Source organism: Vibrio paracholerae (assembly GCF_037672085.1).
Taxonomy (GTDB): Bacteria; Pseudomonadota; Gammaproteobacteria; order Enterobacterales; family Vibrionaceae; genus Vibrio; species Vibrio cholerae.
Genome location: NZ_JBBHLM010000001.1, coordinates 794450 through 813488, shown reverse-complemented (window position 1 = coordinate 813488; position 19039 = coordinate 794450). Strand labels below are relative to the sequence as shown.

At 47.0% G+C, this 19039-nt stretch carries 15 protein-coding genes, 1 pseudogene and 1 riboswitch; of the genes and pseudogenes, 7 read left to right on the top strand and 9 right to left on the bottom strand.

Features of this window, described 5'->3' with window-relative positions; all coding sequences use genetic code 11:
* The first annotated feature begins 93 nt into the window (after positions 1 to 93).
* On the top strand, positions 94 to 672 hold the full coding sequence (locus R4537_RS03990) for a class I SAM-dependent DNA methyltransferase (RefSeq protein WP_000929768.1): 579 nt from the start codon (positions 94 to 96) through the stop codon (positions 670 to 672).
* Positions 673 to 975: 303 nt separating this feature from the next.
* On the opposite strand, the gene R4537_RS03985 is transcribed toward R4537_RS03990, so the two are convergent.
* The 3 genes from R4537_RS03985 to R4537_RS03975 form a co-directional block, all read right to left on the bottom strand.
* Complete coding sequence (locus R4537_RS03985) at positions 976 to 1170, bottom strand: hypothetical protein (protein WP_001882642.1); 195 nt, start codon at positions 1168 to 1170, stop codon at positions 976 to 978.
* A 1-nt stretch (position 1171) separates the two neighbouring features.
* Complete coding sequence (locus R4537_RS03980; protein ID WP_071178823.1) at positions 1172 to 2089, bottom strand: LysR family transcriptional regulator; 918 nt, start codon at positions 2087 to 2089, stop codon at positions 1172 to 1174.
* Between the two features lie 130 nt (positions 2090 to 2219).
* Positions 2220 to 4199: an acetoacetate--CoA ligase gene (locus tag R4537_RS03975; RefSeq protein WP_071178822.1), complete on the bottom strand. Its 1980-nt coding sequence runs from the start codon at positions 4197 to 4199 to the stop codon at positions 2220 to 2222.
* Between the two features lie 233 nt (positions 4200 to 4432).
* On the opposite strand from R4537_RS03975, the gene phhA reads away from it, so the two are divergent.
* Together phhA and R4537_RS03965 are read left to right on the top strand one after the other, a co-directional pair.
* Positions 4433 to 5227, top strand: coding sequence for a phenylalanine 4-monooxygenase (gene phhA, locus R4537_RS03970; protein WP_000195733.1), 795 nt, complete (start codon positions 4433 to 4435; stop codon positions 5225 to 5227).
* Positions 5217 to 5546 carry a 4a-hydroxytetrahydrobiopterin dehydratase gene (locus tag R4537_RS03965; protein WP_000883443.1) on the top strand — a complete coding sequence of 110 codons (330 nt, stop codon included), beginning with the start codon at positions 5217 to 5219 and terminating at the stop codon, positions 5544 to 5546. Before phhA ends, R4537_RS03965 begins: the two co-directional genes overlap by 11 nt.
* A 417-nt stretch (positions 5547 to 5963) precedes the next feature.
* On the opposite strand, the gene R4537_RS03960 is transcribed toward R4537_RS03965, so the two are convergent.
* Complete coding sequence (locus R4537_RS03960) at positions 5964 to 7310, bottom strand: magnesium transporter (protein WP_000006222.1); 1347 nt, start codon at positions 7308 to 7310, stop codon at positions 5964 to 5966.
* 2 nt (positions 7311 to 7312) lie between these two features.
* On the bottom strand, positions 7313 to 7873 hold the full coding sequence (locus tag R4537_RS03955; protein WP_032482617.1) for a mechanosensitive ion channel domain-containing protein: 561 nt from the start codon (positions 7871 to 7873) through the stop codon (positions 7313 to 7315).
* A gap of 447 nt (positions 7874 to 8320) precedes the next feature.
* Between R4537_RS03955 and speA the strand changes: the two genes are divergently transcribed.
* Both speA and speB read left to right on the top strand, forming a co-directional pair.
* Positions 8321 to 10231 carry an arginine decarboxylase gene (speA, locus tag R4537_RS03950; protein WP_001927142.1) on the top strand — a complete coding sequence of 637 codons (1911 nt, stop codon included), beginning with the start codon at positions 8321 to 8323 and terminating at the stop codon, positions 10229 to 10231.
* Positions 10232 to 11161: an agmatinase gene (gene speB, locus R4537_RS03945; RefSeq protein WP_002031462.1), complete on the top strand. Its 930-nt coding sequence runs from the start codon at positions 10232 to 10234 to the stop codon at positions 11159 to 11161.
* Between the two features lie 187 nt (positions 11162 to 11348).
* Here the strand turns inward: speB and R4537_RS03940 are convergent, their stop codons facing one another.
* From R4537_RS03940 to gbpA, 3 genes and pseudogenes are all read right to left on the bottom strand, one after another.
* Positions 11349 to 12854, bottom strand: a complete 1506-nt coding sequence (locus R4537_RS03940) for a M28 family metallopeptidase (protein ID WP_001037209.1) — start codon at positions 12852 to 12854, stop codon at positions 11349 to 11351.
* A 34-nt stretch (positions 12855 to 12888) separates the two neighbouring features.
* Positions 12889 to 13101, bottom strand: a pseudogene (locus R4537_RS03935) (PPC domain-containing protein); the annotation flags it as partial.
* Positions 13102 to 13473: 372 nt separating this feature from the next.
* A complete protein-coding gene (gene gbpA / locus R4537_RS03930) occupies positions 13474 to 14931 on the bottom strand; it encodes an N-acetylglucosamine-binding protein GbpA (protein ID WP_000744638.1) in 1458 nt (485 codons plus the stop codon).
* Positions 14932 to 15048: 117 nt separating this feature from the next.
* Positions 15049 to 15155: riboswitch (cyclic di-GMP riboswitch) on the bottom strand.
* Between the two features lie 269 nt (positions 15156 to 15424).
* On the opposite strand from gbpA, the gene R4537_RS03925 reads away from it, so the two are divergent.
* Positions 15425 to 16975, top strand: a complete 1551-nt coding sequence (locus tag R4537_RS03925) for a cryptochrome/photolyase family protein (RefSeq protein ID WP_071178820.1) — start codon at positions 15425 to 15427, stop codon at positions 16973 to 16975.
* 408 nt (positions 16976 to 17383) lie between these two features.
* Entirely contained in the window at positions 17384 to 18055 is a 672-nt protein-coding gene (locus tag R4537_RS03920; RefSeq protein ID WP_001261563.1) for a MaoC family dehydratase, read from the top strand.
* Between the two features lie 145 nt (positions 18056 to 18200).
* Here R4537_RS03920 and R4537_RS03915 read toward each other — a convergent pair whose 3' ends face one another.
* Positions 18201 to 19037 carry a phosphate ABC transporter substrate-binding protein PstS family protein gene (locus R4537_RS03915; RefSeq protein WP_000620572.1) on the bottom strand — a complete coding sequence of 279 codons (837 nt, stop codon included), beginning with the start codon at positions 19035 to 19037 and terminating at the stop codon, positions 18201 to 18203.
* Positions 19038 to 19039: the final 2 nt, after the last annotated feature.

Sequence of the window (19039 nt, the reverse complement as noted above, 5' to 3'; positions counted from 1 at the left end):
ACAAAGAATGCGTTGTAACTCTATGAACTTGACTTCATTTTGGTTTACTCTTGGCAGCATTGCCCGAATACAAGAAGTAATACGGAGGCCATGATGGCACACGACTGGGATGAGTACGCAGCAAATTGGGAAAAAGACCCAGCGACCCATGCTTTTGCGCAAAGCGTATTTGAACATCTGACAAAAATCCTTTCTTTGCAGGGAAAGCATATTTTGGATTTTGGCTGTGGTACAGGCTTGCTAAGTCAGCGGATGTCGCCGCTTGCTCGTGATATTGTTGCGCTGGACTCATCAGAAGCCATGATTGAGGAGCTGGATCGCAAGGAACTACGCAACGTTGAGCCTGTGGTGGATTGCTTAACCCGCGGTTTGGTTGCTCAACATCCAGCCTTTCGTAAGCAGTTTGATTTGGTCGTTGCCTCATCGGTATGCGCTTTCTTACCGAATCTTCAAGATGTGACCGATATTATTTTCACGCTAGTGGATGAAGGCGGGTATTTTGTGCATTTTGATTGGTTAGCCGATGGCAAATCGGAAATAGGCTTGAGCACGACTGAGATTGAATCTGTGCTGCGTAATGCGGGGTTCTCTGCCGTGGAGACTCGGGTCGCGTTTGATGTCACTACCGCACAAGGCACGCAACCTGTTGTGGTTGGAATTGCTCGTAAGTAATTCATCGATTCATAGAGTTCGTCATAGCCGCTACTTGTATAGCGGCTTTATTTTTTCGCTTTTTGCTATCCCCCTTCCTACTTGAAGCTGCAGCGGTGTTGGCTACGTTCGTTCACCCCAATCACATCGTCTATCTATGCTCATGGGGACTCTCTCACTTGCCGCCTACCTGTAACTCCAAGTTGTTTGGGGATAAATCTTACCGACACTGTTTCATTCATTGGGTTATTGCATATCAATTTCGTTAACAATGTGATTTGCATATCTTTTCCAAATCGTAAATTGACCATTTACTTCTTTTCACTAACAAAAATTCAACCTTGCACCTAAACTAATGATTGAATAATCAAAGACGAGGCTCAGTTCCCCGAGTACACGTCTCAGTTTCTGTTTATTGACTGACAACTCATGGCTAGGGTTATTAACAAAAATCAAAAACAGAGCAACAAAGGAAAGGGTCAGCGTTTGCTGACCCTTTCCTTTTTCACCCATTTTCATCTCAAGTTAACTGGCTGTTCAGTTGCTGGCATAGCCACCGAATAGCTCGGTCATTCATGCTGGGTTTGTTCCAGACTAAGCTATAAGCCACCTTGCCATATTCAAAGGGTAGGGTTTTTTGCACCAAGCCTTGAACTTGCATTGCGTGATCCGCCCACATCTTTGAACAGGTGAGCAGCAAGTGTGTCTGCCGACACAAGATGGCTGCTGCACCAAAGTCAGGAGTGGCAACAGCAATACGTCGAGTTTCGTGTTGCTGAGTCAGGTACTTCTCAAAATACGGCTCATTGAGCTCATTATCGAGAATGCCGATGTGCTTATAAGCAAGGTAGGCTTCGACACTGAGTTCAGTGTGAGCGAGAGGATGATCAGCGCTCATCAAACAGACCAGCTCATCCGATTCGATTACCTGCCAAACTAAGTCTTGGGCAAAGGTTGGTGGCTGGCTGATGTCATGTGGCAGAAGAATGCAATCAATCAAGCCACTCTGCAAAGCCTCAAACCCATAATGTTCTTTGGAGTGAATCGTCATGGAGAGCTCGGATGAGCAAGCGGCGAGAATCGCAGTGACTTTGGACGCAAATAGCTCAAATGTACTTTCACGCATCGCTAAACGATAGTGGCCTTGGTATGCCTGAGGATCGAATTCGGTGCAGTGCAATAAGCCATTCATACTGGACAGAACATGATGCACTGTTGGCCCCATTTGCTGTACATAAGGGGTCGGGATCAACTGATTTCCATCCCGGTAAAAAAGGTCGTCATTAAGCAGTTCACGCAATTGAGCGAGTATTTTACTGATACTGGATGGACTTACACACAGTCGAGCGGCGGTTTGGGTAACACTGCGCGTGTTGAGCATGACATGCAGGGCTGTCAGGTGTTTTAAGCTAAATCGGGAGAGGTGAATATAATCCATAAAAAGTCTATGCAGAGAACAGCTGAGCCAAGAATACCACTGTGGCACGAAAATCAAACCGATAAATGTGCCAAAATAACTCGGATTATGCCGTGTAGTCAGTTTGTTATCGTATTTTCCAAGTCATGACTTATGCCGTAAGTAATCTTTCTATTTCCGTTAACACTTGCGGATTGGCGATAGCCCCAAGGTTTTTCACTTCGTCACCATGACACACTTGTTTGACGGCCAGTTCGACCAGCTTGCCCGATTTCGTGCGCGGGATTTCGCTGATGGCATAAATGTGAGCAGGAACATGGCGTGGAGAGCAGCGTTCGCGCAGTAAGCTGCGGATTTTCTGCTGCAGCTCGTCATTAAAGGGGACGTTTTGCGCGAGTTGAACGAATAGAATCACCTGTTCATCGCGGTCAATCTGGCGGCCAATGGCAATCGAATCGTGGATCTCAGGTAATGCATTGACTTGCTGATAAATTTCAGCCGTGCCAATCCGAACACCACCCGGGTTCAGAACGGTATCGCTGCGACCGAAGAATAATACACCTCCTTGGTCGGTGATTTCGATTTCATCGCCATGATGCCAAACTCCCGGGTATTTATCCCAATAAGCTTGGTGATAACGGCTGCCATCATCATGCCAAAATCCAATCGGTTGATTGGGGAAACTGTTTCGGCATACCAGCTCTCCACGCTCAGCGACGATGGCCTCTCCATGCTGATTGTAAGCCACGACATCCAAACCTAAGCCCGCACTTTGGCATTCGCCCTGATAAACCGGAGAAATAGGGTTACCAAGCACAAAGCAGCCGCAAATATCCGTGCCACCAGAAATAGAAGCCAGATGCAGATCGGATTTGACATGCTCATACACATAGTCAAATTGCTCAGGATAGAGCACCGAACCGGTCGAACACAGGGTCTTTAAGTGGCTTAATGAGTAAAAATCGCATGGAGAAAACTGATTTTTTTTCAGTGTTTCTAGGTACTTGGCAGAGGTACCAAACAAGCTGACTTTGGCTTCGTCAACCAGAGCCCATAACGCTCCCGCTTGTGGGTAGAGTGGATGCCCATCATAAATCACTAAGGTTGCGCCACTGGCGAGTGCAGACACATGCCAGTTCCACATCATCCAACCTGTTGTGGTGTAATAGAACACGCGATCTTGTGGCTGGATATCACAGTGTAACTGATGCTCTTTCAAATGGTTGAGTAGCGTACCGCCAACGGAGTGCGTGATGCATTTCGGTTTGCCCGTTGTTCCAGAGGAATACAAAACAAATAGTGGGTCGTTAAAACCAATCCGGCGGTATTCGACTCCTCGCGGTTGATAACTGGCGAAAATCGATTGCCAGTCAGAAAAGCTATCATTGAAATTCGGTGTGAAGTTGCGATCTTGCAGATATTCAATTTGACAGGTGTTGACCAGGCTCGGTAGGGCGCTCGCTATCTGAGCATTACGCTCTTGCATGGGAAACGATTTACCGTTAAACGTGTAGCCATTACAACAAAACAGAATTTTCGGTTGAACTTGACCAAAGCGTTCAATCACACTTTCCACGCCAAAATCCGGTGACGTCGAAGTCCAGATTGCCCCCAAACTGGTGGCGGCTAACATGGCAATCACGGTTTCGGGTAAGTGGGGAAGATAGCCAGCCACGACATCACCCTCTCCAACGCCATTTTGTGCCAACCACTGTTGAACGACGGAAACATGATCACACAACTGCTGCCAACAGAATTTCTTGGTATGGCCATTTTCATTTTTAAACCAGAGGGCGATCCCATCGGGATTTTGGAATGCGTATGAGAGTAGGTTTTCTGCGTAGTTGAGCTGAGCTTGTGGAAACCAGATCGAATCACGAGCGGGAACCATGGTTTTACCAAAACGAGGTAGTCCTTCACCAATAATGCAGTTTCCGCGATAGCCGATCACATCGCAAAATTGCCACACCTCAAGCCAGAATTGTCGTGTTTCAGCAACAGACCACTGATGCAACGAAGAATAACTGTCGATCGCTTCACCTTGCATGTTCACATGTGCGATGAACTGTTGCAGGTTAGAAGCGGAAATGCGCTCGTGGCTTGGCGTCCACAATGGTGTAGTCGATGACATAATATTCCCTGTCTAAAAATCAATTCTGACGTGATCACTGTGAACAAGTTTTGTCCTCGCAAGTTCGAAAGTCAACTTGACTGGTCAGGATCAGGCCTATGAAAAATAACTAAAAAGTACACGATTGTAAAATTATTGTTACATCAATGTTGGTTTGATTGAGCAAGATCCCATTGGCAGTTCAGATTAGGCTAGGTAGGCTTAATGTAATGAATTTGTTAAGGAGTAGGGCGATGACTCAGTATCACTCTAAACCCGTTAGTGAGCATGGTCATATTGATTGGGATCAGGATGAGCATGCTGTTTGGCATGAGCTGATCACTCGCCAGCAAGAGGTGGTGAAAACCAGAGCCTGCCAAGCTTATTTAGATGGTTTGAATATGCTTAATTTGCCGACAGATCGCCTGCCACAATTGCCGGAAATAAACCGAGTATTGCAAAGAGAAACCGGTTGGCAAGTTGAGCCTGTTCCGGCATTGATCAGTTTTGATCGCTTCTTTGCCTTACTCGCCGATAAGAAGTTTCCAGTGGCCACGTTTTTGCGGCGTCGAGAGGAGTTTGATTATCTCCAAGAGCCGGATTTCTTCCATGAAGTGTATGGTCACTGCGCTATGCTCACGCACCCTGATTTCGCCGCTTTTACTCATGTTTATGGCCAGCTAGGTGCTAAAGCGACCCCCAAAGAGCGTAGCTACTTAGCGCGTCTGTACTGGTTTACGGTTGAATTCGGCTTAGTTCAAGAACAGGGACAAACCAAAATTTATGGCGGGGGCATTTTGTCGTCACCGGGTGAAACGCTTTACGCTTCAGAAAGCACAATCCCAAAACGTGAGCCGTTCGATATTATGCAAGTGCTACGCACTCCTTACCGCATTGATATCATGCAGCCCATTTATTACGTGTTGCCAGATCTCAGTCAACTGTATCAACTCAGTCAACGCGATGTGATGGCGTTGGTGTGGCAAGCTATGCAAGACGGGTTACTCCCGCCTCTTTTTCAACCAAAGGAACAACAACATGCTGGATGAGTTACGTTGTGAAGCGTGCAGTGCAGACGCTGTCGGTTTGACATCAGAAGAGCAGCAACAACTGCTCAGTGAACTGGATGGTTGGGCATTAATTCACCGAGATGGTATTGCCCAACTTGAAAAGCGGTATCGCTTCAAAAACTTTAAACAAGCGTGGGCATTCTCTAATCAAATTGCTGAATTGGCAGAACAAGAATTTCATCATCCGGCCATTTTATTAGAATGGGGCAACGTGACCGTGACTTGGTGGAGTCATTCCATCAAAGGTCTACACAAAAATGATTTTATCTGTGCTGCGAAGTGTGACGCCTTAACATAATCGTTGGAAAACGCCTCCACACCTTGAATGTTGCAGGCTAAATGGTTTTTAGTTGTTCAGGGATTAAAAAGAAAAAAGCCAATCACAAAAGGGTGATAGGCTGATAAAACAAATGTGAACAATTTCATTCACTAACAACGTCAGTTGGCTAGGTAACCCTCGGCTTAATTAAGGGTCATTCCTATAGTTGCACTATCTGTGCCAAGTTTAATAGGCACGTATTTATGTGGTTTTTGTGCATTTCTTGCGGAGTTGTTGTTCACTTTGTTGCATTGTGCAATTGCAAAATGCAAATATTGCAAATGGAAGGTAAAAGAGGCGAGATGCTTCAAGTAAGGAGCAATAAAAGATGAGGTGAAGAGAGGATAGAACCGTTTGAAAAGTTAGGCATAGCCATCACGCTATGCCTATGGAATGCTACAACATCACCAAACTGGCGGTGCCGAGGAAGGCAAAAAAGCCGACCACATCGGTCACGGTGGTGAGAATAACCGAACCTGCCAGCGCGGGGTCGAGCTTGAATTTGTCCAAAATTATCGGGATCAACACCCCAAATAATGCTGCGGTAATAATGTTGACCACAATTGCCAGCGCAATGGTTGCGCCTATCACCGGCTCTTGGAACCAAAGTGCGGCCATACCCCCGATGATCAGCGCCCAGACTAGGCCGTTGATTGAGCCAATGCCGAGTTCATTTTTCAGCAAAGCAAAACGGTTACCCACGGTGATCTGATTAAGCGCCATCGCGCGTACCATCAAAGTCAAGGTTTGGCTTCCCGCAATGCCACCCATCGAAGCGACAATTGGCATCAGCACCGCTAAAGCGACAACTTGCGAAATCACATTCTCAAATAAGCCAATGGTGATGGAGGCGAGAATGGCGGTCAGAAGGTTAATGCCGAGCCACAACCCACGTTTTTTCGAGCTTTTGATGACGGGCGCGAACAGATCATCACCTTCATCCATACCGGTACCGGCCATCAGGCGTGCTTCATACATTTCACGTTGCACGCTGAGCGCAAAATGCCAGTCAATTTCACCAATCAAGGTTTCATCGTCACTCAGCACTGGCACAATTGGTAATGTGGTGTGTTCGAGGGCATCCACCGCGTCTGATAAGGTTTGCTGCGCATTGAGCGTCACCAGTTCTTCCATACGCAAGTTCTTGAGCTGAGTTGTTTCTTCGGCTTGCAATACATCACTAAAGCTTACTAAGCCACGGAACTTTTTGGCTTTGTTGATGAGGTAAATGTATTGAGGGGAGTCGTAGTGATATTTATCCAACAAGACTTTGGCGCGGCGAACACTGATGCTAAAAGGTAAGGTATAAACTTTTCTATCCGCCCAGTGGCCAATTTCATCATCTGCAAACTCGTTGGCTTGGTCGTATAGCTCAAGTTCATCACGGTTAATAAGGCTTAATGCTTCACTGATGATGTCATCGGGTAGCGAGTCTTCCCACTCGATCAGTGACAGGTTATCGAGCTTAGCCAGCGTCAGTTTGAGTTCAATTTCCGACAGCGCGTTAATGACCGAAATCCGCACCTCGGCGCGCATCTCGGTCAGCACATCTATGTGCATCTCCAGTGGCAAACTGCGCCATAAACGTACCCGTTGTTCCACTGGAAACGCTTCTAAAATCAGAGCGATCGAGCCTTCATCTAAGCCATTTTCCACCATCTCACCGAGTAGATGGGTTTGCTCGGATTCTTCGGCGGTGGCAATCAATTCAATTTGTTGAGATAAGTCTTGGTATTCGCTCAAAATTACAATCCCTTGGGTAGCCGTTTTCTTTCTGGTTTTTTGACCGCTTTCTCGGGTGCCTTTTGTAAGACAATCACAGGGCGAACAATAAATAAGTTGTTAGGGTAGAGCACGCGGTTGCCTTCAAGGGTTTCCAACTCAACATTCAGCAGCGCCATGTCAATGATCTTGCCTTCAATAAAGTTTGAGCCATCGACGATGCGAACCCAGCAGCCGATCCGACACTGGTTTTGCACAAACAGAATTAAGAATGCGGTGACATTACTCAGCAGTGACCAACCGGCAAACAAACCCACACCGAGCAAGGCAAATAGGGATGAGCCGACCACCAGTAGACCCCGTAACTCAATGCCCCACAAAATCAAGGTCGTAAACAGCATCACGAGAAAGAGCAAGGTGCGGATCAGCCAACGCGCGCGTTTCAAACGGTGGATGTCCACCCGTCCGGTAAGCATACTTTCGAACAGGCGTAAGGTTATCCGTGAAATATGCGGATATAAGACGATGATGAGTATTGTCATCAACCATTTATAGTGGGTTTGTAATAAAGCTAGGTATTCCATCGTGTATCTCACCGTTATGCTCAAATCACCTTAACGGAATTGTATGTAATTACAAAGAACAACCAAGTGAAAACCCGAGTTAATTAGACGAGTTGGTTGAATTGTACCCATTGTCATAAACAGCACTATACAGAGAATGAATTGATGCGTTCTATTTGTTTGTTGCAGTCTATAAATCTCCCTATTCAATGACATTTTATTGCAAAGAATCGATGACCGCTTTGTGCCGCTATGCCTTGTGGCATCAAGGGCGTACAGAAAAATATGAATGAAATGAAGACATTTATGCAAGTTTATGTGTGATAACTAACAGTTGTCCTAACGATAAATTATTATCATTAGACACACCCTAGCTTTTCACCGATAAAGCGCGTGACATCTAGGGTGTCAGGTGTGATTTCAACCGATGAAATCATTGTAATCCTCTCTGTTTTTGTGAGATACGATGTGGAACAACCATCCAAATTAGACCGCGTTCGCGCTGACTACAATGTGCATTACTGGAGCCAAGGCTTTTTTGGCATTGACGATCAAGGCGAAGTGTATGTGTCGCCGAGAAAAGACAAAGCTCATCAAACGCAATTAAGCTCAATTGTTAAACAGCTCGAAGCGCGCGATTTAAATTTGCCTGTGCTTGTACGCTTCCCGCAGATCCTGCATCAACGCGTGCACAACATTTGTGACGCTTTCAATCAGGCGATTGAAGAGTACGACTACCCAAATAAATACCTGCTGGTTTATCCCATCAAAGTGAACCAACAAAAAGAGGTAGTAGATGAAATTCTGGCCAGTCAGGCCGAATTAGAACACAAACAACTCGGCTTAGAAGCGGGCAGTAAGCCTGAACTTCTGGCGGTGTTGGCTATGGCTCAGCAAGCCAGTTCAGTGATTGTATGTAATGGTTACAAAGACAGAGAGTACATTCGTCTGGCACTGATCGGTGAAAAACTGGGTCACAAAGTTTTCATCGTTCTGGAAAAACTGTCAGAGCTGGATCTGGTCCTGAAAGAAGCGAAAAGCCTTGGCGTGAAACCACGTCTGGGTCTGCGTATTCGTCTTGCCTCTCAGGGTGCAGGCAAATGGCAATCGAGCGGCGGTGAAAAATCGAAGTTCGGCCTAGCTGCATCACAAGTGCTCACCGTGATTAACCGCTTGAAAGCGGAAGATCAACTGGAAGCGCTGCAGTTGGTGCATTTCCACCTTGGCTCACAAATGGCGAACATTCGTGACGTGCGTAATGGTGTGAACGAAGCAGTGCGTTTCTACTGTGAACTGCGTGAGCTGGGTGCGCACATCGATTTCTTCGACGTGGGTGGCGGCTTGGCTGTCGACTACGATGGTACTCGTAGCCAGTCATCCAACTCGATGAACTACGGTCTGCACGAATATGCGCGTAACATCGTGAGCACAGTGAGCGATGTGTGTAACCTGTACGGTCAGCCTCGTCCGGTGATCATTTCTGAATCGGGTCGTTCGATCACGGCGCACCATGCGGTATTGATCACCAACGTTATCGGTACGGAAGCCTACTCGCCGGAAGAGATCCCAGCACCGGGTGCGGATGCGCCAATGCTACTGAAAAACATGTGGCGTGGGTTTGAAGAAGTGCAACACGGTACCGATGACCGCGCACTGATTGAAATTTACAACGACACACAGAGCGATCTTTCTGAAGCGCATAGCCAGTTTGCAACGGGTGTATTAAACCTTGAGCACCGAGCATGGGCAGAGCAGTTGTCACTGCGTATCTACCATGAACTGCGTCAGAAGATGAGCAACAAAAACCGCTTCCATCGCCCGATTCTGGATGAGCTGCAAGAGCGTTTAGCAGACAAGTTCTTCGTGAACTTCTCACTGTTCCAGTCGCTGCCGGATGCTTGGGGTATCGATCAAGTGTTCCCAGTGCTGCCGCTTTCTGGTTTGGAAGAGATGAACGATCGCCGCGCAGTAATGCTCGACATCACCTGTGACTCAGACGGTGCGGTTGAACAGTACGTTGAAGGCCAAGGTATTGAAAGTACACTGCCTGTGCCAGCATGGACGAGTGACAAGCCATACCTAATGGGCTTTTTCCTGGTTGGTGCATACCAAGAAATCTTGGGCGATATGCACAACCTGTTTGGTGACACACACAGCGCGGTTGTGAATATTAATGATAATGGCGAGTCTGAAATTGCCTTTATCAATGAAGGTGACACGGTTGAAGATATGATGCGCTACGTTCACATCGATGTAGATAAAATTCGCACCAACTATCGTCAACTGGTTTCTCAACGTGTTGCCAAAGAAGAACAAGAGACCGTTTTGGCGGAACTTGAATTAGGCCTGAGCGGCTATACTTACTTAGAGGATTTCTAAATGAATGATTTGTTTACTAAAACTGATTATTCACTCTACTCAAACGCGATGACGTTTGTCCGTCGTCCCTATGTGCGTAACCCAGTAGATACTAATGCTGATGTCGTGGTACTTGGCGTGCCTTTGGATATGGCGACGTCCGGTCGTCCGGGGGCTCGTATGGGGCCTGACGCGATTCGTCGTGCTTCGGTTAACCTCGCTTGGGAAGGTAAGAAATTCCCTTGGGATTTCAACCTGTTCAAAAAGATCAACGTGATTGATGCGGGCGATTTGGTTTTTGATTGTGGTGATGCTGAAGATTTCACTTACCGCCTAGAAGCCGCGACCAGCGAAATTCTGAAAAGTGGCAAAACCATGCTGGCACTGGGTGGTGACCACTTCATCACTCTGCCAATCCTGCGTGCTTACGCTAAGCACTACGGTGAAATGGCGCTGATCCACTTTGATGCACACACGGACACTTACGCGAATGGCAGTGCGTATGACCATGGCACCATGTTCTACCATGCGCCAAAAGAAGGTCTGATCTCGGCTAAGCACTCGGTGCAAGTGGGTATTCGTACGGAATACAAACAAGAAGGCCACGGCTTCAACGTGATTAACGCGATGCAAGCCAACGACATGTCTGTCGAAGAGATTGTGGCGCAAATTCGCCAAATCGTGGGTGACAAGCCGGTTTACCTGACTTTCGACATTGACTGTCTGGATCCTGCTTTCGCACCGGGTACGGGTACCCCAGTTTGTGGCGGTTTGAGCTCAGACAAGATCCTGAAAATCATCCGCGCGCTGAAAGGCATTAACCTGATCGGTATGGATGTGGTAGAAGTGTCACCTCCTTACGATCAAAGCGACCTGACTTCACTGGCGGGTGCGACGATCGCTCTGGAACTGCTCTACGTTTGGGCATCCAACAAGAAAGATGAAGAGTAATCTGAGTTAAGCAATGTAAAGGCCTGAGAGATCAGGCCTTTTTTCTATACCCGTCCGACTTGAAGTTGCGGCGGTGTTGGCTACGTTCGTTCACCCCAATCACATAGTCTATCTATGCTCATGGGGATTCACTCACTTGCCTTCGACCAGCAACTCCAAGTTGTTTGGGTATATCGCTTTTCCCAAGCTACTGAGTTGAGGCCTTTAACGCCACATCACTGTAGTTGGTGTAACCGTCCAGCATCACATGGTAAATACCGGGTTGTGCGTTGTTGAATGAGCACGTTTCTCGGTTACCATTTTGGTAAGGGCGACAGTCCCAGTTCGATTTTGAGGGAGCGGAGCCATATTTTACGTACAGATCAACATCGCCTGAACCACCATAAGTTTGAATGGTGAGCGGTTTGCTTTGGGAGAGCTCAAAAGTAAAGCGCTTCTGAGTGCCTCGTGCACCGCTGAGATTGATTTTCGCCGTACCATCTTGCAAGACAGAATCATCGGGAACTTGAGATGAGCCTGCATTGGCCATCTCAATGACATAAGCGAGCCCAAGTTTGGTGAATTTAACCGCATGGTTACCCGTGGGATCAGAATTCGCTAGAGTATCTTGCGAAGTGTGGATCTTGGGGTTGTAGTCTTTGAATTTAGATTCAAAAGGCATGGCCGCTGAGAAGCCGGCTTTATGCCAAGAGGCATGGTCTGAGCATGCATAGCCGCAGCGATCGTAGCCATAAGTTAGCTCAGGGAGGTATTCATCAATCAGCGTTGTGAGGAACTGGGTTAAATTGCTGTCGGTATAATCGGTAATAAAGACTATATCCTCCGCTGAACCTCGATAGTTGGTCATATCAAGTTGCAGGACCGATACGACTTTTTTGCCTTGTGCTTTGTATTGATTCGCAAGGTCCTGTGAGCCTCGCAAACCGACCTCTTCCGCCGCATAGGCCATCAATGCAACGGAGCGTTTTGGCCTGAAATTGTTATCACGTAAGACACGAATGATCTCACTCAAACTGGCAATGCCGGAGGCATCATCATCCGCACCGGGGGCAATCGATTGTTCATTGGTGTGTGAGCCTAAAGTTGAATCTAAGTGACCACCGACAATGACCCATTCATCGGGTTTTTCGCTGCCTTGAATCGTCAAAACGACCGATTTTTGGTTATAACCAGAGTGCTTGATCTGCTCAATCCGGCTCCCCGGTAATGACGAGATGAGGGATCGCCACTCATTGGCCAGCCAATCAGAGGCTTGTGCCCCCGAGGTGGTGGTATAAAAGCGGTTATTAAAACTGGATAACGCACGGATCGTATTGGTGATTTGGTCTGCACTCACTTGTGGCAGCCAAGCATTGACCAGATCTTGCTGTGAAGGTGCGGGGATCGTGAAATTGGCGATGCTTTCCGGCATCATCAGCGCCGCCATCGCACCTTGTGCTGAGGTGTGTACCATGTAGCCACCGCAACGATTATGTTGCTCATGCATCGTATGTGAAAGCTCGGCAAGCTCGTCGATAGCGACTTCGCCTATCCATACCTGAGAGCCACTGGCGAATGAATGAGGTAATAAGGATTCGCTCAGCGCAGGATTTAAACTTCCGACGGCATCTGCGCCCATCGAGATCCAGACTTTGTCTTCAGCATTGGCGCTCAACGCTGCCGACATCAAAGCCATGACGAATAGTTTGTTCATAAGATTTTCCCCTCTCCGTGGGTGTGAAGAATCGTTATTGTTTTTCAGTCGCAGTGAGTGTGACCCCAGCAAAACTGCGATACGCACGCAGCATGATGTAGAGATCTTCATTCACTAAGGGCGCAACACAGGTTTCGTTATTTGTCGATTGATAAGGTCGGCAATCGTAGAGGCTTTGGGTTGGTGGCTGGCCCGTTTTTACGTAGAGGTCTGCGTCACCGCTCCCTGAACTCATCGATGGGGATAGACAACATAAAGCCAGTGTGGCGGTCACTATTTTACTTTTCATCATGATTCCTTCTGAAAGAACGGTTGTTAATAAAAAGTAAATGCAATTAATCGGTATGCAACAAGTTGGATTGATTCGATAAGTAAATAAATTTGAACATAAAACTATAAATAAAGTGCCGCAGACTCGATTCTCTCAGAGGTTTCTCAACGACGCTGGAGTTGTATGTAGGTGGTAAATAAGAGGCAAATTAGTATGGATCTAGCCCATAGCGCAGCTGCTTCAAATAGGAAGGGTAAAGCACGAAGAAAGAATGGAGAGGTAACCACTGGAGAATAAAAAATCCCCCAGCGTGAGCTGAGGGATGATGGGTGTAAGAGGGAGGATAACTTAACGTTTATCCCACGCCATTTCCCAATGACTGCCAGTACCCGGTTGGTATTGAGTAGCGTTACTTGTCCATTGCTGGCAGTAGCCAGAGTATGGCCATGGCTTACATTGGTAGATTGCGCCATCACTAGCGAGCACTTTGGTGCCAGCCACGTACTCTTTCAGGCCATTCGGGAACACAAAGTCGTAGTCACCCGGTGTTGGTGGTGTTTGCGGTTCAACCAGCATGAAATCGAGAGTTTGTTGATCTTGCAGATTGCCATCGCGATCTTTGATGCGAGAAACCAGCATGTGGTGTCCAGCTTTGGCTTCACTCAGTTCTAAGGTTACTGATTTCAGCTCGCCATCCGTCATCGCTTGTGACCAACTTGCCAGCGGCTTTTGGTGGTGGTTATAAACCGTCAGCTCTGCGCTCATTTCACCTTGCGCTTCTAAAGTCAGGTCAAGCTGAATCGGTTGTTCGCCAATCTCATACTCTTTCGCTAGACCAGAAACTGTCAGTGAATACTCAGGCTGTGGCGCTTCAATTTGGTAGCCAATTTCAACACTCTTCAAGCCACTGCCTTCTTTCAGATAAATCGGGTTGGTGCCGTAAACGGGAACAAATTGATCGCCATTAAGCTGACCAGCACGTTGCTGTTTTTGCGTTTGGTTAATTTTAGTCGCCAGAGCGTAAGACCATTGATTGGCTTTGGTTAGCGTCTCAGAGTCAATTTTCAGCTCAGTGCGATAAGCAGGGTTTTCCCCCTCGTTATCAAACACGCGAGTGTACACGGTATCGCCAATACTGAGATCCATACTTGGAATGATTTGACCTGCTGGGTTCCAATCGGGTAACACTGGGCCGTTACCGTCAAATTTCACGTCGATCACGTTGTAGAAGGAAGCTGCGGTATCGCCCACATCCCATACGGCGAGGATGACCTGATACCCTTCGCGCTCAGGCACGATACATTCGTGGCTGACACGTTTTGGTGGCTGCACCATATTTCCTTCAACGACACAAAACGGATTGAGGTCAAATGCATCACGCGACAATGGCTGGTTTGGGTTCCAGTTTGGTTTGGTAATGTAGTATTTCCAATCCTTTGTGACGTGGTTGGCGGTAAACGTCCACTCGAAGGTTTGCGGCCCGGCTTGAATTGGGCGCTTTACCCAACGGTCGGCGGTTTGCTCATCCAGCGCTGCCGCCAGTGCCGATTCCGCACTGGCAATTTTGCCATCGCGAGGGCCAGTGACCGGGAAGCCATCTGGGCCTTCGACACTTTGTGGTTCGTATTGAATCGCGCCACAGTGAGTGTTTTTCTCTCCAGTGCCGTTAGCGGCAAATTTACACAAGGTGACACGTCCTTCGGCGACACCGTTTTCCACTGCGGAAACGTAGCCGTGTCCATACGCTAATCCACTGATACCAGAGAGGATCAGGGCAATAGCGGTCATTTTAGGTTGTTTTTTCATCACAGACTCTTCTTTGTTAGCTGACATAGTTTGTCTGGCAAAGCGCCAGACGCAGTTCAGAGTGAATCTGAACTTCAGCACCTTCAGCAACGCATAAGACAAAACGGCATAAATCGAATTGGTAACCCCGCTATCCTAGGTGTAAGAGGGCTTTATGAGCTTTCTTGACCGACAGACCGGAAGCTTTGCGTCCCATTTTTTCAAAGGGTTTGCCAAAGTGTGACCGAGAGCAAATTTACTTAAGACCAAGAGAGAAAGCGAAGTCATTACTCAATATGTGGAATCAAGCTCTCACGCTTATTTTTTAGAGTTAAATAACTAATATCTTCATGAAATATATGATGTTTATTCAATATGAAAGGTTGATGCTTTACTCGGTTTCTACCGTGTCAATACAGGTTAACCACTGATCGGAGTGCGGTTTTAAACGTATACCCAAAGCATGAATGGAAGATAATGCATTCTTCTGTCGCGGTATTGATTAAGGAGCACCATGCGCTATTCCGTTGTGCGATTGATATTGGGTGACCAACTCAACCATGCTCATTCTTGGTTTTCTGAGCATAGGGATGATGTTTTATACCTGATTGCAGAGCTGCATCAGGAGCAGGAGTACGTTCGCCATCACATTCAAAAGCAGTGTGCATTTTTTGCGGCCATGCAAGCTTTTGCTGATTATTTAAGTGCAGAAGGTCATCACGTATGGCATCTGGATCTGGATGCCAGCGCGCAATATAACGATTTACCCGATCTGATCGCGCAAATTTGCCAGCAAGTTCAGGCCGATGCTTTCCAATACCAAAGACCTGACGAGTATCGACTGCTTGAGCAAATGGCCAATTTGCGTCTATCCGGCATCACAATAGGGTGCGTTGATACTGAGCACTTCTTGCTACCGTTTGCGGAGATCCCAGAGCAATTTCCCGCAAGCAAAGCTGTGCTGATGGAACACTTTTATCGACGAATGCGTAAGCGTTTTGGTTATTTGATGACGGCTGATGGTAAACCTGAGGGCGAGCAGTGGAATTTTGATGCCGACAATCGTAATAAACTGAAAGCGCCAGATCTTCTTCAGTTGCCGACGCCACTCTGTTTTGATAATCCCGTTGCATCAATCAAGGCGCGATTAGAACGTCATCGGATTCCGTCTATCGGACAAGTCGGGGAGTCGCTGCTGTGGCCTATCAATCGTGCGCAAGCACTTTCCTTACTGGCGCATTTTTGCCAAATTTGCCTGCCTAATTTTGGTCGCTTTCAAGATGCGATGACGGCGCAGCATCCCCATCGCTGGAGCTTGTATCACAGCCGACTTTCATTTGCGCTCAACAGCAAGTTACTTTCACCTCGCGAAGTGATTGAAGCCACTATTGGAGCTTATCGCGCAGCTCAAGGGCAGATCTCGTTAGCTCAAGTGGAAGGATTTGTGCGGCAAATCCTCGGTTGGCGTGAATATGTGCGCGGCATGTATTGGAGCAATATGCCCGATTACCAAACACGTAATCATTTAGGAGCGCAGCGCCCGTTACCAAGCTATTTCTGGAATGGACAAACCAAGATGCGCTGCTTGCAGCAGGCGATAACTCAGTCATTGGATTTTGGCTACGCGCATCATATTCAACGCCTGATGGTGACAGGGAATTTTGCCTTGCTGACGGAGTGTGACCCTGATCAAGTCGATGCCTGGTATCTAGGTATCTATATCGATGCGATTGAATGGGTCGAACTTCCCAATACGCGAGGTATGGCTCTGTTTGCGGATGGCGGATTGATCGCCACCAAACCCTATTCAGCCAGTGGTTCCTACATCAATAAAATGAGTGACTACTGCGCCTCTTGTGCTTATCAAGTGAAACTCAAATCCGGTGAGAAAGCGTGCCCGCTAAATTCGCTTTACTGGCGGTTTATGCTTAAACATCGTGATCGACTCGCCAACAATCCTCGCATCGGAATGCTATACAAAACGTGGGACAAGATGACGCGCGATTCTCAGCAAGCGATCCTGAGCACGGCTGATGCGTATCTGAGCCAGATTGAAAGTTTATGAATGAGGGTTAGGGAAGTAGCGAATAAGTCATGCATCACAAAACGGAAAAATATTAACGCATTGATATATAATGATTTAATGTTAAGTTATGGATGTGTCGGGGGACTTATTCGCATCTTCCTTAGAAAGTACCGATTTGGTGCAATATTTGCTTGGCATTCTACAATCCTTCGCAAGTTGCAGATGAGCTTGCTTGGCTAACGTAGCGCAAAAGGATGGAAATAAATGGTGTGTTTGCTCTAATTGTTCAAAAGCTAATAAAATAATGTTTTATTGATAATGCTTTGTTTTTAAACATTTTTGTTGATTACAGATTACGCATGTACGCCCGAAAGTGATTGCAGCTTACTGTGAAGTACTTCAAAATTAGGTCGTTTCCATTTCTTCTTGGTTAAGAATGAGGTTTTGATGAGAGTCGCTGAGCTTCTGAAGCATCGAGCTGAAAACTTGGTTAAGCACACTGAATTTAAGCAGTGGATGTCTCCGTCTGTGCGCGAGTACTGGGATGATATTTTAAACAAGACCCAAAGCCGCCCACTGTTTGGGTGGGTAAAAGATCTGCATCTGCCTGCCAATGAAGATACGCCGATCCCTGAGCCGATTGAACTCAAACCCGAGGCTCAGGCACTGTATGATGAGTTGCAAACTCAGGTGGGTGAAGTGATCCATACGGGAGATTGGTTACTGGTTGATCAAGAGCGAATCAATCAATTCGGTGCAGTCACTGAAGATATGCAGTGGATTCATACCAATCCGGATCGTGCGGCGTTGGAATCGCCATTCAAAACGACGATTGCGCATGGATTTTTAACACTGGCATTGCTGCCAAAGTTAACCGACAGCGTTGATGAAGAGAAAACCTTGTTTCCAACCGCGAAAATGGTGGTCAATATTGGTTTGAACTCGGTACGTTTCCCTTATCCAGTAAAAGCGGGTAATCGAGTTCGTGCTGTGAGCACTTTGTCGAAAGTTACCCCGATTAAGAAGGGACTTGAGATTGAGCGTGAAATCAAGGTTGAGATCGAGGGCGTTCGTCGTCCGGGTTGTGTTGTAGTGTCAGTGATCCAACTGCACTTCTAACCCATTCTGTCATCAGTATAAATCAACAAGGAGAGCCTATTTGCTCTCCTTGTTCGTTTCTGAAGCACACTGTGTGTGGTAAACCATGAAGAACTATGGTGCAACCATGCAGAAACTCATGCAGTAAGAGTAATGCTCTTGCGGTTTATTCCACATCACTTGGCATAATGTAGCCGTATTCCACAATCAATTTTTTAGCGCTTTCAGACTTTAAGAAGGCGATGAACTTTTTGGTCTGTTCGTCTGCGTTATCTGAGTAGTGCAAAATTAAGAACGGGCGCGATAATTGGTAAGTGTGCTTAGCTATGTTGTCAGAAGTGGGATCCGTTTTTTCAAACTGAATCGCTTTGACGGATTTATCGACCGAGCCAATAGAAATAAAGCCAACCGCTTGAGTATTGTGGTTGACTAACGTTTTCATCATGCTGTTGCTATTGACGACAAGAGCGGTCGGCGCAACATCGGAAACCTCACGATCTTTGACGGTTTTGGTCAATCCCATCAAGCTTTCAAAGCTGTAGCGAGTACCCGATGAGGCTTCGCGAGTCACGACCGCGATTTTTTGATCGTTACCGCCCACCTGTTTCCAGTTGGTGATTTGGCCTTTGTAAATGCCGTATAACTGCTCTCGCGTAAGATTGGTGACTGGATTGGCTTGGTTGACCACAATCGCTAAACCATCAAAAGCCAGCGTAAAAGTGTGTAGGGTGTTTTGCGCTTCACTTTCCGTGAGATAGCGTGAGGTCATAGCGATATCCGCGACGCCTTTTTTCAAAAGAGAAATCCCAGCGGTAGAACCCACACCTTGAACTGCGACATAAGTCTCGGGGTGTTGTTGGTTATATTTTTCAGCCAGTACGTCCATAATTCTGGCCACTGAGGTGGAACCTGAAATGGTAATTTCACTTGCTTGCACAAAGGGTGTCATCGTTGTGATGGAAAAAAGAAGTGCGCAAACGGCGGCAAGTGCCATCCTGATCATAA

Excerpts from the sequence above, each read along its gene's own strand:
- R4537_RS03955 (WP_032482617.1), bottom strand. The coding sequence starts at position 7,873 with ATGGAATACCTAGCTTTATTACAAACCCACTATAAATGGTTGATGACA.
- R4537_RS03990 (WP_000929768.1), top strand. The coding sequence starts at position 94 with ATGGCACACGACTGGGATGAGTACGCAGCAAATTGGGAAAAAGACCCA.
- R4537_RS03985 (WP_001882642.1), bottom strand. The coding sequence starts at position 1,170 with ATGAAAATGGGTGAAAAAGGAAAGGGTCAGCAAACGCTGACCCTTTCC.
- speB (WP_002031462.1), top strand. The coding sequence starts at position 10,232 with ATGAATGATTTGTTTACTAAAACTGATTATTCACTCTACTCAAACGCG.
- gbpA (WP_000744638.1), bottom strand. The coding sequence starts at position 14,931 with ATGAAAAAACAACCTAAAATGACCGCTATTGCCCTGATCCTCTCTGGT.
- R4537_RS03940 (WP_001037209.1), bottom strand. The coding sequence starts at position 12,854 with ATGAACAAACTATTCGTCATGGCTTTGATGTCGGCAGCGTTGAGCGCC.
- R4537_RS03920 (WP_001261563.1), top strand. The coding sequence starts at position 17,384 with ATGAGAGTCGCTGAGCTTCTGAAGCATCGAGCTGAAAACTTGGTTAAG.
- R4537_RS03965 (WP_000883443.1), top strand. The coding sequence starts at position 5,217 with ATGCTGGATGAGTTACGTTGTGAAGCGTGCAGTGCAGACGCTGTCGGT.
- R4537_RS03925 (WP_071178820.1), top strand. The coding sequence starts at position 15,425 with ATGCGCTATTCCGTTGTGCGATTGATATTGGGTGACCAACTCAACCAT.
- R4537_RS03915 (WP_000620572.1), bottom strand. The coding sequence starts at position 19,037 with ATGATCAGGATGGCACTTGCCGCCGTTTGCGCACTTCTTTTTTCCATC.
- phhA (WP_000195733.1), top strand. The coding sequence starts at position 4,433 with ATGACTCAGTATCACTCTAAACCCGTTAGTGAGCATGGTCATATTGAT.
- R4537_RS03980 (WP_071178823.1), bottom strand. The coding sequence starts at position 2,089 with ATGGATTATATTCACCTCTCCCGATTTAGCTTAAAACACCTGACAGCC.
- R4537_RS03975 (WP_071178822.1), bottom strand. The coding sequence starts at position 4,199 with ATGTCATCGACTACACCATTGTGGACGCCAAGCCACGAGCGCATTTCC.